General features: G+C 50.5%; 11 protein-coding genes. 1 reads left to right on the plus strand and 10 read right to left on the minus strand.

Annotation, left to right across the window (positions count from 1 at the left end):
* Positions 1-873: 873 nt before the first annotated feature.
* The 6 genes from JRI95_15345 to xerD form a co-directional block, all read right to left on the minus strand.
* Positions 874-1647, minus strand: coding sequence for an rRNA pseudouridine synthase (locus JRI95_15345; protein ID MBW2062916.1), 774 nt, complete (start codon positions 1645-1647; stop codon positions 874-876).
* A 69-nt stretch (positions 1648-1716) separates the two neighbouring features.
* Positions 1717-2265, minus strand: coding sequence for an SMC-Scp complex subunit ScpB (gene scpB, locus JRI95_15350; GenBank protein MBW2062917.1), 549 nt, complete (start codon positions 2263-2265; stop codon positions 1717-1719).
* Positions 2262-3080: a segregation/condensation protein A gene (locus JRI95_15355; protein ID MBW2062918.1), complete on the minus strand. Its 819-nt coding sequence runs from the start codon at positions 3078-3080 to the stop codon at positions 2262-2264. Before JRI95_15355 ends, scpB begins: the two co-directional genes overlap by 4 nt.
* A gap of 27 nt (positions 3081-3107) precedes the next feature.
* Positions 3108-3740: a site-2 protease family protein gene (locus JRI95_15360; protein MBW2062919.1), complete on the minus strand. Its 633-nt coding sequence runs from the start codon at positions 3738-3740 to the stop codon at positions 3108-3110.
* On the minus strand, positions 3741-6419 hold the full coding sequence (locus JRI95_15365) for a CBS domain-containing protein (GenBank protein ID MBW2062920.1): 2679 nt from the start codon (positions 6417-6419) through the stop codon (positions 3741-3743).
* A 48-nt stretch (positions 6420-6467) separates the two neighbouring features.
* A complete protein-coding gene (xerD, locus tag JRI95_15370) occupies positions 6468-7367 on the minus strand; it encodes a site-specific tyrosine recombinase XerD (GenBank protein MBW2062921.1) in 900 nt (299 codons plus the stop codon).
* 332 nt (positions 7368-7699) lie between these two features.
* On the opposite strand from xerD, the gene JRI95_15375 reads away from it, so the two are divergent.
* Positions 7700-8443, plus strand: coding sequence for an SDR family oxidoreductase (locus JRI95_15375; GenBank protein MBW2062922.1), 744 nt, complete (start codon positions 7700-7702; stop codon positions 8441-8443).
* Between the two features lie 26 nt (positions 8444-8469).
* Here JRI95_15375 and JRI95_15380 read toward each other — a convergent pair whose 3' ends face one another.
* The 4 genes from JRI95_15380 to JRI95_15395 all read right to left on the minus strand — a co-directional run bounded on the left by JRI95_15380 (position 8470) and on the right by JRI95_15395 (position 14282).
* Entirely contained in the window at positions 8470-9384 is a 915-nt protein-coding gene (locus JRI95_15380; GenBank protein ID MBW2062923.1) for a hypothetical protein, read from the minus strand.
* A 238-nt stretch (positions 9385-9622) separates the two neighbouring features.
* The gene (locus tag JRI95_15385) at positions 9623-10969 is read right to left on the minus strand and encodes an aspartate aminotransferase family protein (protein MBW2062924.1); all 1347 of its coding nucleotides are present in this window, start codon (positions 10967-10969) and stop codon (positions 9623-9625) included.
* 766 nt (positions 10970-11735) lie between these two features.
* Entirely contained in the window at positions 11736-11909 is a 174-nt protein-coding gene (locus JRI95_15390) for a nitronate monooxygenase (protein MBW2062925.1), read from the minus strand.
* 192 nt (positions 11910-12101) lie between these two features.
* On the minus strand, positions 12102-14282 hold the full coding sequence (locus JRI95_15395) for a molybdopterin-dependent oxidoreductase (GenBank protein ID MBW2062926.1): 2181 nt from the start codon (positions 14280-14282) through the stop codon (positions 12102-12104).
* Positions 14283-14429: the final 147 nt, after the last annotated feature.

The raw sequence follows: 14429 nt of genomic DNA on the forward strand, positions 1-14429 counted from the left end.
CGTATCTTGTCTTAAACTTCTCAAAAGCTTCTGTTACCGTTTTTGACATTGTCACATATCAAGCTTCAGGCTTAAAATGAATGTTCTTAAAATATCCTATATTCAGCTCAACATTTTAGATTTACAACACTTTCAATAAATAGAAATTTTAGATATCTAACAATTTTTATTAAAATAAAATTCAATTTTATTTTGCAACTATCTACTAGAATCAACCTTTCCCTTGTATCTTTGTAAGGCCAAATATCATCTTCTATGCTTTGTTTACTTTATAATCTCTAGCCTAAAAAGCATTGGTTCCCTTTTCCCAGGTTTACGATTTATCTCAGTGCCTATGACGGCTTGATAAATCCACTCCTTCCCTTGACCTTATATTTAGAAGCTCCATAGATTGCCCCCACAATGGCGAGTATTCCTACTACAATACCTATAAAAGTCTGAATTGCCTTAAACATTGGAAACCTATTTAACTTATTATTCTTGTAATTATGTGATAATTATTGTCCATTGTCAATCGGAAATTATAATTTATTGTTTTAATAATGAATTAATGAATATAGAGCTTAATTTTTTATAATATCATTCAATTGCTCTTTGGGCACGTAGATGACCTGCCACTCAAGCGGTCTCATTTCTTTTTCTGTCAGCTTTTCAATCTCTCTGAGTATTGAAGCATGCTTTCCAAAATCAATCGTGAGGGCCGTATTTTGGCCTGTACGAGGCTTTTCAGGCTCGGCCTCGCCATTACCCTTCTTTTTATTTTATAATTAAGGGGACGCCCTTTATTAATTGTATTAATTACCCTCTCAACAATCTCCCTCTTTAGGATAATATATCAATATTAAAATTTGTCATATTTGTCAAAAACGTCCCTTAATTCCTGCCGCCTGAACCCTTTGATCCACGCCTCTTTTCAGGTTCTCTCATCCCGGCCGCATTCTTTAAGGCGTTGACTTCCGCCTCTTTGAGCGGCCGCATGGCGCCTCGGGCCAGGCGTCCCAATGTCAGGGTGCCGTAGGCGATCCGTTTCAGTTTCATGACCGGGTGGCCCACCTGGGAGCACATCCTTTTGATCTGCCGGTGGCGGCCTTCGGTCAGGGTCATCACAAGCCAGGTCCGGTCCTGGCCGCGTTTGATGATCTCCACTTCCGCCTGGTTGACCGGCCGGTCTCCGAGGGTGATCGTGCCTCCGGCCAGCCGGGCCCGGGTCGCTTCCGAGAGTCTGCCTCTGACTTTAACCCGGTAGGATTTGGGCACATGAAAGCGGGGGTGCATCAGCCGCGCCGACAGGTCGCCGTCGTTGGTCAGGATGAGCAGACCTTCGGCGTCCATGTCCAAACGGCCGATTGGGAAGACGCGTTCCTTGATGTCAGATAAAAACTCGGCAATGGTGGGACGGCCAAAAGGGTCTTTCAGGGTGGTCAGATAGCCAGGGGGCTTGTAAAAAAGGTAGTAAACCGTCTTTTTTTGGGGCCTGATTCGCTTTCCGTCTAGCTCGATGACGTCCTGCTGCGGGTCAGCCTTCTGTCCAAGCCGGGTCACGACCTCTTTATTGACCCTGACGCGGCCGGCCAGGATTAGCTTTTCCGCGTTGCGCCGCGAGGCCACACCGGCTGCGGCTAAGATTTTTTGAAGACGTTCCTTCATCCTGGAGGCATTGCGGCTGCTGGCTGTGATTTAAACAAGGGTGACTTAAAAAAGCGTGGAAAGCCCGATCTAAAAAAGACGCCCCTCCTCATTGTCCAGGCCCAATGAATCCATCTCCTCCAGGGTGGGCAGGGCCTCTAAATCGGGCAGGCCAAATATTTCGAGAAATTTCTTGGTGGTGCCATAAAGAATGGGGCGACCGGGGAGGTCCTTGCGCCCGATAATGCGGATGAGGTCTTTTTCCAGCAGGGTCTTGAGGGTGCCGCCCACGTCAACTCCGCGGATTTTTTCTATTTCGACCCTCAGGGTCGGCTGGCGGTAGGCGATACTAGCCAGGGTTTCCAGGGCGGCGCGAGAGAGACGGGTCGGGGCCTTCTTTTTTAGCTGGAGGATGTAGGAGGAGAGTTCGGCCCGGCTTCTGAACTGGTACCCGCCCGCGACGTAGGTCAGGGTAAAGCCCCGGTTCATCTCCTCATACTCAGCCATGAGCTCATCCAGAACCTTTTGGACTCGGTCCAGGGAAACTCCCTCAGTAACCGCGTTGATTTTTTCAGGAGTAAGGGGGCTGTCGGACACGAAAAGCAGGCCTTCTACGATGGATTTGAACGAGACGCTCATCCAGCCAGGTCCTTTCCAGGCTCTTTATCGAGCGGGTTATCGCTGCCAGGGCTGGATTCATGAGGCCGATCGTCTTCCAGGTCCTGAATCGCAACAGGCGAAGAGTCTTCAGTATAAAGCACCTTGATGTCCCGCGTCACCGGGTTCTGGAAGATATGAAGCAGTCCGAGCCGGGCTAACTCGAGTATGGCAAGAAAGGTGAGCAGGAGCTCGTCCCGGGAACGATCGTCAGTAAAAAGCTCTTCAAACGCGGCTTCCTGGACAGCCTTGAGCAGATGGATGATCTCACTGATCCTCTCCTCGATGCCTTTGGCCTCGAGAACGATGTCCAGGAGGGCCCTGTCCTCGATTCGAGAGATGATGCGGCGGAAGGAGTCCAGAAGATCAAACAGGCTGACCGAGATAAGCTCCTCATCTCCTTCCAGCCCTAACTCCGCCAGGGAGGTCATCCTTGAAAAGACGTCCCGGCCAAGTAGCTCCCGGCCTTCGAGCGCTTCGGCCGCGTCTTTGAATTTCATATGCTCCAGCAGGGGGCGGACGATGGCCATCCGCGGGTCCTCTTCCTCTGCTTCTTCATCTTCATCCACCACAGGCAGAAGCATCCTTGATTTAATCTGGGTCAGGGTGGCCGCCATGAGCAGAAATTCGCCGGCCACCTCGATGTTGAATGTTTCCATGAGCTTCAAATATTCAAGATACTGGGTGGTGATGAGGGCGATAGGGATGTCGTATATGTCCACCTCGTGTTTCTTGATGAGGTGGAGCAGGAGGTCCAGAGGCCCCTCGTATATTTCCAGTTTTACGGACAGGGTCATGCCTTCTCGATTCACCGCTTTCAAAGGTTACAACTGTCCATAGAGCAGCAGGCTGACTAAAAAAGTAATAATCGGAAATATAACCTTACTCACCAGGCCGGAGAAAATCAAGACCAAAAGTATGATGAACCCGTACGGGGTGATACTCTGGTAGCGCATGGCAAGGTCGCGAGGCAGAAGCCCGGTGACGATGTTGCTGCCATCCAGGGGAGGGATGGGCAGGAGGTTGAACACGGCCAGCCCGATGTTGATAACGACCCCGATGCGGGTGATGAGCACGATGGGTATGAGTATCGGGTTAGAAGGATGGCTGAAGGCCAGGTCTTTAAGCAGATGATAGACCAAGGCAAAACAGACAGCCAAACAAATGTTGGCCGCAGGTCCGGCGACAGCTACCCACATCATGTCTCTCTGAGGATGTCTCAACTTGTAAGGGTTGACCGGCACCGGTTTGGCCCAGCCGATCATTTGAGTCATAACAAAGACCAGGGTTCCAAATAAATCAAGGTGTTTGATCGGGTTTAAGGTCAATCTTCCGGCCTGCTGCGCGGTGTCGTCACCCAGCTTAAAAGCCACCCAGCCGTGCGCGACTTCATGAATGGTCACCGCCATCAGGACCGGCACGGCCAGGAGTGAAATTCTGAAAATAAGATCGCTCATTTAAGCCTCTATAGGTTTCTCTGCTTTCTGAAGGGTCAGGACATGCCGTCTCACGAATTCCTTTTCATCGCTCAGGTTTTTTACCTCCTCGTTGAGCCGGGCCTGGTGAAGTTGATCCAGGATTTCCTTGAACTTTGGGCCGGGCTCCAAGCCCATGGCGATGAGGTCCTTGCCGCTGAGTTCGATTTTCACCTCTTTGAGCCTGGTGAAATAACTGGATACAGCCCGGCTCGTCTCCTCCCGGGTCGTTCTGGCCATGAGGAACAGGATGGCCTCGGTGGACAGGGGTTTGAGCAGTTTATACAGCCTGCCGGGTCTGATGTCGCTTCTCTGACGGTGGAGCGATCTCAGGATGCGGTCAATTTCAGGCTTTTCCTGGACCACCAGCTCACGGTCACGCCGGCGCAGGATCAGGCGGTCGCTCAGTTGTGCCAGCTCCTCTTGAGGCCGCCCGTCCAGTAAACCCAGGAAGTAGATCATCCAGGCCTGGTAGTTTTCGCCCAGGTAGGTCAGGTCAAACCAGTGGCAAACCTTTTTTATCCTTGCAAACAGGTCGGCCTTGGCCTTGGTAAACTTCAGGTCCTGGAAGATGAACTTGAGCAGGTCGAACTCGTCCAACCGTTTAATGGCCAGGGCCGGTTCGTCTTCCTGCAGGATATACTTCAGCTCCACGAACAGGCGCTGGGGCGACAGTTTTTGGAAAAAGTCGTATTTGACCGCATTTTCGATCAAGTTTGCCGTGAGCTTGCTGATTTTGAACCCGAAACGCTGTTCAAAGCGAATCGCCCTGAAGACGCGGGTCGGATCCTCAACAAAGCTCAAGTTGTGCAGGACCCGGATGTATCCGTATTTAATATCCTTGACCCCTCTAAAGTAATCAATTAAGCCTCCAAAATGCTGTTCGTTCAGCTTCACGGCCAGGGTGTTGATGGTAAAGTCACGGCGGTACAGGTCCAGCCGCAGGGAGCCGACCTCGACGATGGGCAGGGTGGCCGGCGACTCGTAGTATTCCAGGCGGGCGGTGGCCACGTCAATCTTGAAGTCGTCGGGAAAAATGAGAACGGCGGTGTTGAATTTACGGTGGGAGCGGATCCTGACTCCCGGGTGTTCCGTGGCAAAAACCTTGGCGAAGTTAATGCCATCGCCCTCGACCACGATGTCAATATCAAGGTTGTCCTGTTGGATAAATATGTCCCGGATAAAACCTCCGACCGCGTAAACCGAATATCCCAGGCGGTCCGCTGTCCGGCCCAGGTCAGCCAGAAGGTCTATAATGTTCCGAGGCAGGCGCTCCCGCATCAGATTCTTTATGTTTTTGTTTCGCCCGACATGAGAATTATCCTCATAACCTTCAAACGAAACAGAGGCGTCCGTCTCGCTGGTCAGGATGCGCAGGAGATCGGTTCGGGTGATGACGCCCTGGAGTCGGTTGTCATCAATCACAGGCAGGATACGCTGGTTTTGACCGACGATGAATTGAATGATTTCAGGGAAACTGGCTTCAGGGCCGATGGTGCTGAATTCAGAGGTCATGAATTCACTGACCGGCATGTCAATCAAGCCGTGATGCAGGGCCTTGGAAACGTTCTGCTGCGAGATGAATCCCAGAACCGCGTCCTTTTTATTTACGATCATCAGGACGTTGATATCATAGCGTGTCAAAGTCTCCCGGGCTTCTTCCAGGGTCCCGTCCGGCGGGATGGATATGACCGGAAAGGCCATGATGTCCCTGGCTCTTCTGACCGGTTCCATCTTTGCCTTGATAAGCGCCTGGAGCTTGTCTTCGACCTGGGTCAGGGTCTGGTCTTTAATGCTGGCTGAAGCCGCGGCAGGGTGGCCGCCGCCCCCGAACTCCCGAACTATCTCGGCCACGTCAACCTCGGGCAACCGGCTCCGGGCCACCAGGTAAACGTGGTCCTCCATGCGTGCCAGGGCGAAGAGGATATTGATGTTTTCCATGTCCATGAGCTTATGAACCAGCACGGCAAAGTCGCTGACATAATGATTGGTGGTGACGTGAGCCAGGCTGACTTCCACGCCGTTGATGGTCTGGGCGCGCGTGGAATCAATGAGTTCGTTGAGGATGGAGACCTGTTCAGAGGTCAGTTCCCGGGTGACCATTTCTGAAACCAGGTTCAGATTCGCCCCCAGTTCCAGCAGATAGGCCATGGCGCGGTAATCTCTGGCCGTGGTTGAACCAAAGGTCAGGGAGCCGGTATCCTCGTGAATGCCCAGAGCCATGACCGTGGCTTCGTCAGCAGTGACGCCGATTCCCTTTGCCTTCAGGATCTCGGTTATGATGGTCACCGCCGCACCCACCGGCGCCAGGACTTCGAGGTCCCCTTTCAAATCGTCCGGGCTGTTCGGATGGTGATCATAGATGTGTATTTCCAGGTTTTTATTTTTTAATATTTTCTTTAACGGGCCGATACGGCTGACCTGACGGGTGTCCACCAGGATCAGGCGGCGGACCTGATCGCTTTTGACCTCCTTGAGTTTGACGAAGTTGAAAAGGTAAGCCGTGGACTGAAGGAAGAAGTTGCGCAGGTTCCGCTCCTGAGAGCCAGGAAAGACCATCACCGCCTGGGGGTAGAGCTTCCGCACCGCCAGCATCGAGGCCAGAGCGTCGAAGTCGGCGTTGATGTGCGTGGTAATGACCTGCACCGCCTCCTCAGGCAGGGGCTTGATTTCAGGAATATTAATCTCGCCTGAACTCACGTCCGGACCTCAAGCACGCGGATGATATTTCTGGTGAATTTTTTTCAACCGCTCCCTGGTGACATGCGTGTAAATCTGGGTGGTGGCGATGTCCGTGTGTCCTAACATCAGCTGTACGGCCCGCAGGTCCGCGCCGCGCTCCAAAAGATGCGTGGCAAAGGAATGACGCAGGCTGTGAGGACTGATTTTCTTACGAATCCCGGCCGCGATGGAGTAATCCTTGATCTTGCGCCAGAAGTACTGCCGGGAGAGCCTGGTACCGCGGCGGTTGAGAAAGAGATAGGAGCTTGAGCCGCGTTTCAGCAGTCCGGGTCTGGCATCAGTTAGATAACGGTTGATCCAGTCCCGCGCTTCGTCGCCCAGGGGAATGAGGCGCTCCTTGGCGCCTTTGCCCATGGTTCTGAGGTACCCGGCCTCCAGGTTGAGGTCAACCGTTTTAAGGCTTATCAGCTCGGAAACCCTGAGACCGGTGGCGTAAATCAATTCCAGCATGGCCTTGTCCCGCAGCCCGCTCGGGCCGTTTTGATCGGGCGCGGTCAGCAGGGCTTCCACCTCGTCAAGGGTAATCGTTTGAGGCAGATGCGCCAGGATGCGCGGGGCTTCGAGGTTGCTGGTTGGATCTTGAAGGACCATGTTTTCATTGACCAGGAATTTATAAAAGTTCTTGAGCGCGGAAAGGGCGCGCGCCCGGCTGCGGGGCCCGATCCGGGTCTGGCTCAAGAAAAGCATGTAACCCATGACGAATGACCGGCTGGCCGCTTCGGGCCCGGCCAGGTTTTGCCTTGTCAAATAGTCCAGAAAACGCCGGATGTCCCGGGCGTAAGCCTCCACGGTGTTGAAGGCCAGGCCGCGCTCCACCCTGAGGTGGTCGAGATAAAGGTCCAGGCTGTGATAATATGCCTCTTCCATGGCCTTCACGACAAAAAAGGAGGGCCTTCCCCTCCTTGATGATCCCGAATTAAGTAAACTTTCCTCATCCGCATCCAGATTAAGCATACCAGAGACTCACTTTCCCGTCAAGTTATCGAGTTTGTTGGGGGTGTCTGAATTTGAAAATGCCTGCGCGCGCATTCCCCGCAGTTTGCTGCGCCGCAAAGTGGTTGCTGCGCTGAGTAATGTGGTGCGAAACGCCTATGCTAGTCGTGATATGATTCAACATAATAGTCAGATGGAAAAATGTCAATAGTTAAGTATACTGTCCCCGGAACTCGAAACTATTTGTTAAAGAAGGGGCAAAAGTTATAATCTCCGATATCTCAGATGATAAAGGCGATCTGTTAGCAGAAGATCTTGGTGGAAATGCCGTGTACTTGCACACTGATGTAAGTAAAGAGTCTGATATTAAGGCTGTCGTTGAATATGCTCAAGATAAATTTGGTCGGTTGGACTGCATGTTTAACAACGCTGGTTTTAGTATAATGACCAAACCTATCGATGAAACACCTTTGGAGGAGTTTGATAAATTTGTAAGAGTCCATTTACTTGGGGTTTTTTTAGGTATTAAATACTCAGCCTCAGTTATGAAAACTCAAGGAACCGGAAGTATTATAAATACAGCAAGTGTCGCAGGATTATCCGCCACAGGCGGTCACTACGCTTACATGTCCTGCAAGGCGGCAATTGTTCATTTGAGCCGTACTGTAGCCATGGAATTGGGAGAGCATGGGATCAGAGTAAACAGCATCTGCCCTGGAGTTATTGCTACACCGATATTCACGAATACGCTTGACTTAACACCAAAGCAAGCTGAAAAAGCAATGGTATTCTTTAAATCATGGTTGGCTAAATCTCAACCCATTCAACGCTTCGGGATGCCTGAAGACATTGCAAATGCCGCGCTTTGGCTTGCTAGCGATGAATCCAGTTTCGTCAATGGACACGCTCTAGTCGTTGACGGAGGTTATGTAGGAGGTAAAATGTGGTCGGAACATCAAACCGAGAGAAGCCAGATAGTGGCTGAAATGATGAAGGCTTTAGAAGAATAACTACGGAGTTCCGGAACTCCAATCTCTTACAGGAATAGTTCGGCGATGGCGATACCGGACTCGCCCGCAACGGTGTATAATAGAAAAAGCCGATCCGCCTCCTGATAAATTGTCGGATCGCGAAGCTGGTTGACTGGTCCGTCAATCCACCCCCTCACTGATGGAACAACAGGCTGGTCACTGCCTTCCCAGGGATATTCAGGGCGGAGGACATTGACAGGTTCAGAAGTGACCCATTGTTCCCAATCCTGTGTCATATCAATGGTTGAGAGTAATATACGCTCCGGAGCATCACCGACCCGAGTCCAAAACACATGGAGGTTGTTTTCACAGACCAGCAAGGCAGAATGTCGCATGTCCATGCCGAAGAGATGAGGGCCCCGCTCGAAATCCTTCAGGCCCTCGTGTGAACGATAGAAGACCCCTGGCATGGCCATTCCGTAATACCGTCCCTCATGTCTGAACATCCGAAAATAGGATAAACCGAATGCTTCTGGCATAGCCTTGAAATGAATGCCGTCCTTTGAAACGGCCAGGCGTGATACCTGTCGGGCATAGGCTTCCAAACCGTGGTAATAGAGGCGTATTTCTTTATGCTCTTCCAGCACGTGGGCATCAGGGGAGGCAATATGGGGCTTCACGGCATCCTTCAGCCTATGCACCCGAGCGGTCGGTTTTTCAGGGGGAGTAACGGGGAAAAAGGAATCTTCCAGATTTAAAACCCCAGGTTCATAGGTGCGCCATGGACCCTCCAACCGATCCGAGTAAGCCATACGGATGTATTTCCCTTTGTGTTCTGCAAAATACAGATAGTATCTTCCAAGCGGATCCTCCACCCAGTCGGGTACACGAATAAGAGAATGCCCGCTAATATTTTCACCCATGGATCCGTCCATGTGTGGACGGATGATGGGGTTGCCTTCGAGACGTTGAACACGCATAGATAATTTTCTTTCAAAGTTCAAGTTCCGGGGACAGTATACTTAACTATTTATTTTATCATGTAAAGTGGTTGCTGCGCTGAGTAATGTGGTGCGAAACGCCTATGCTCTTCGTGATATTATTCAACATAATAGTCAGATGGAGAAATGTCAATAATTAAGTATACTCCCCGGAACTCCGGAACTCCATACTCGCCTTGAGGTCCTCACTCACAATTATTGCGGCTTTCACTCACAATTATTGCGGCTTAAGCTCGGTGATGATAGGCCGAAGGATGTCCAGGGCCTTGTCTGCCTCCTCCATCGTGATAGTACAGGGTGGGCAAATCTGCAACCGATTACCGGCAGGCCCCTGGATACGTGTCCAGATACCATTATCAAACAGCTTCTGAAGGAATTCTGCTATCACCTTCTGGCGGACTGGCGCTCTACTCTCTTTATCATTGACGAGTTCAATTGCTTGAAAGACACCCCGGCCCTCCACTAGGCCAACACAAGGAAGCGGCAAGAACTCAGTCTCCAGGCGCTCCTTAATGTGCTTACCCACTTTGGCGGCATTTTCGGCTACATTATTCTTTAAGTAGTAGTCTATGGTGGCAATAGACGCTGCACATCCAATCGGGTGTGCCGCATAAGTGAAGCCATGCGGGAACATGTTCCCATCAAAGGCTGAATACACTTCGTCACTAAAGGCAACACCGCCGAAGGGTATAGTGGCATTGGTAATTCCTTTGGCCATGGTCATTATATCCGGCTTGATATCCCAATACTCTGAAGCGAACATCTTACCGGTTCTGGCAAAGCCGGTCATAACCTCATCAGTGATAAGAAGTATGTCATACTTCTTGCATATCTCCATCACCCTCGACCACCACTGAGGCGGAGGTTCTATACTGCCCGAGGAGCCTAGTATAGGTTCGGCAATGAAAGCAGCAATGCTGGCCGCCCCTTCTTCCAGAATAATTTTTTCCATGAAGTCAACACTCAACATGGCGCTATCAGGAACATCACCGAACATAGAGCGATAGTCATAGTAGCTAGGCACCCGTAGGAAGCCTGTCGGTGGTGGACCAAAGGGGTTATGAAACATGCCGCCCCCCAGCCCGGTAACGTAATTAGAATAGCCAGCCAGCCCATGATAACAGTTGTATAGGCTCATAATCTTGTACTTACCAGCCTGCCCCTTGAGATACCAGTAGGCTCGAGCAATTTTAAGCGCTGTGTCTACTGCTTCTGAACCGCCGCAGGTGTAGTAGAAATACCTCAAGCCTCCCGGGGTAATTTTGGCTAGCTTCTGGCACAATTCAAAGGCATATACATGCGGGTGACGAAAGAAACTGGAGATATAGTCAATATTATCAAGCGCCTCTTTTACAGCGTCAATAATCTCTTGGCAATGATGACCTAGGTTGGAGCAGACTAGCTGGGAGCTGAGGTCAATATATTCTTTGCCTTCAGTATCTACCAGATATATACCGTGAGCCTTCTCGAAAACAAAATCTACCTTCTGCCCAACTGTCCAAAAGGGATGGACATGATGTTCTAGGTCTGCTTGGATGAGTTCCTGGGTCCGTTTACTAACCATTTTGCTTCCTCCTAACTATGAATAGAATTTTGTCACTTAAATGACTGCCTCAATCGGCGTACAAACTAAACCATAAGGTCTCTTAACCAAGCTTTTTCCAATTGGTTGTCATAAATCCCCTCCTTGTTGTTGGCTCGCTATAGGAGTGGGGCCTCCGTCCTCACACTCCACCACTGACAATGTCAGTGGATTTGGGCTAAATTCAATAATTTCAATATATTATTTTAGCCTGAATTATGCGACAACCACCGCATTTCACTTACACACAGCCTTTCGCAACCGCCATCTAACTCGTTGGACCATTTGGGGGTGTTGAAAAGCGCTTTGCCTGCCGTATAATGACGATTTCTCGTAAAAATTTAGGAAGAAAACCCTAACCGTTGATTCTCAAGTAGAGTAACCCATAAAAATTTACTCTGTCAACCAATATAGAGCCATCACCTGAGTCCAAGCACTGCCCGGTAATGATGGCTCAGCGGAAAAGCCGAGGCCACAGCTACTTAACAATTGACCCGCCCCTTGTTGAGCGTTTCATGCTGAACCTGGAGAAGGCCTTTGGCCGTTTGCGGCGCAAGAAAAAGCCAGGGCCTAAAAAGGAGTCTAATAATTAAGTATACTATCCCCGGAACTCCGCATCAGTATACACCTTCGGAGTGTTACCCATGTTTTAAAACTACACACCCAATTTCCGAAAGCACTTGACATCGCTTCCCTTTATCGTATGATATATCATCTGACGAGGCGCGTGATATGAACTATGTTTTACTCAGATCCCTGTCGAATCTGAAAGGAGAGAAGCGTTGAATGCCCAGGTGGCGGCACCGATGAGTCCCAAGGCACCGGCATTTGATGCCGCTGCAGTTAAGTTTCGGGTATAGCCCATCCCCCCCTGGATGATCGGATAGTTAATCCCCAGCATTTCAGTCAGTTCGGTTTTTATCATCTAAAACTCCTTCTTATTTTATGTTTGGTAATATCTTTATTATGCCTCCCGTGACCCTTTTACCTTCACATCCATGTCCCACCAGTTCTTTCTATTGATGCGAAGACATTCAAGGCAAATTACTTGTCTGTCTTGGTCATGGCCGCATAAGTTTCGCAAAAACCGGTCACGGGAACGACAATCCCATAATCAGACCGGATAGACTTTGCAGAGCACCCCCCCGCGCATATCCGGCAGGCCTTGTTCGGGATCGAGATTGTAGTCATCGTCACTCAAAACAACAGCGTCCGAATGGTCGAACCCGGCGGAAAGTGTTGGTTCGCCTTGAGTTTGTTCCGGGAACCACCAGCCATGTGGCACCCTGACCAGATCGGGAGGCATTTCATCTCGAAGCCCAGCTTTCATCTTGATTCTTCCATGAGTCGTTTCCACAAAAACCCAGTCGCCTTCGCTAATACCTAGATTCCGGCCGGTTTCCGGATTTATCATGCTTATGGGAAAGGGATTTCTTTTTCGAAAGGCATCGATCTGCCTTAAGCTGCTATGGAAATACTCCTCCTCCATTAAACCAACATACAGAGTCAAAGGATACTCCTTGACCAGTTCGGGCGTGGCGATGGGGCTTTGGCCGGGTTCGATATAATGGGGCAGTGGATCGTAACCTAAATCACTCAAAACGCTGGAAGACAGCTCCACTTTTCCGGACGGTGTGGCAAACCCGGTTTCCTGATACGGCTTTGGAGGCCGGCCGGGGAAAAAGGGAACTTTTTCGGCAAATTCGTTCCATTTCATGCCGGTTTTTTGGATACGATAATCCAGCAGTTCTTCCTCGTCCTTCCATGGAAAATATTCTTCAAATCCCATCCGAATGCCCAGGCCTCGCCAGAAATCATAGACACTCCGGCATTCTCCCGGAGCCTGACGTAGTTTTTGACCTACCATAAATGTGCTGCCGGAATCGAAACCGTTGACAAAATTCGGGCGTTCAATCCAGGCGTCGCCGGGCAGGACGTAATCGGCCAATTGAGCAGTCGGGGTCATGAAATGTTCGTGGACCACGAAAAGGTCCAGGTTCATGATACCGTCATAAATGCCTTTTTGGTTGGCATACTGCATCAACGTATTGTTGGCTATTGAAGCCATGGCTTTGATTGGATAGGGATCACTGGTTCGCATGGCCTTAAAAACGCCGGCCGGGTGAGCCATGAAACTGCCACCCATCAGGTTTATATACTCACGGCCATGAACTTTCTTTGATGGTTCACCCAGCGCCTGGGTGCCTTTATATGTGAGGGCTGGATAATTATCGGTGCCGATTTGCAGGTCTTTCTTTTCTTGAGGCAGCATTTCATGCAGCTCAATTTCCGACATGCTGACAATATCAGGATTGAGTGTCGAAAGCCTGTCGCCGCCGCTCGCGTTAAGGTTGCCGGTGATGGCCCGTAAAATACACTGAGCCCTGATGGCTGAAGTGCTGTTTTTCTGTTTATCCGTAATAACGCTCCAGGGAATGCAGGCCGACTTGGCTGTAGCGTACATGATTGCCGCTTCCCTTATCCGTTCGGCTGGAACCCCGGTGATCTTTTCGACTTTGTCCAGAGGATACTCGTTAAGCCGCTGAACCAGGTCGTCGAATCCCACGGTCCAGTTATCCACGAAATCCTTGTCATACAGGTTTTCATCGATGATAACTTTAAGCCATCCTAGGGCCATGGCCGCGTCGGTTCCGGCTCGGAGAGGCAGATGAATATCGGCCCGCTTGGCATTGTAACTTTCACTCGGGTCCAGTACGATAAGCTTGGCGCCGCGTTTTTGAGCGGCAATAAGACGATCGTTTTCCATGGCCCAGACATTGGGTTTGGGGTTGTGCCCGAAATACACAACGCAGTTGGTGTTTTCATAATCCGAACTGGGATACCAGCCATAGGTCATCCGGTTGATAACGGCTGTGTTGCCCATGCATAGAGATATGCCGCTGATCCAATTGGGGCTTCCAAGCAGATTCATGAATCTTCTGCAAGTACCGTTGTCAAAGGCGTTGTATGGCGCGTAAGAAACGGTAAAAGCTTCCGGACCGTATTGTTTGACAACATCGGTCAGCTTTTGGGCGATTTCATCATAGGCCTGGTCCCAGGTTATTTGGGTAAATTCCCCCGAGCCTCTTTCCCCTTTTCTCTTCAGAGGGTGGAGAAGCCGGGTTTCATGGTCGTAATACTCCAGAGCGCGGGTCGGCTTTATGCAAAAAGTGTTCGGAGCGATAGGATGTTCCGGCATGCCCCCGAGTTTCAGCAGTTTTCCGTTTTCGACCTGCCCCTGAATCATGCAATGAAGGTCGCACATGGTGCATATGGCTCGTTTTGACTCAACCATTTTAAACCCCTCCTTTTGTTTCGAGGAATATTGAGTTCCGGGGACATCCATGATAAGAGTATGTCAAGGGAAAACGGAGATTTCCCTTAGCCCTCCAAACAGTTGCGCTCCTGGTGGCGTCTTTCTCCCCTCGCCATTGCGCCCCGA

It is taken from the genome of Deltaproteobacteria bacterium, from assembly GCA_019308995.1.
GTDB lineage: Bacteria > Desulfobacterota > Desulfarculia > Adiutricales > JAFDHD01 > JAFDHD01.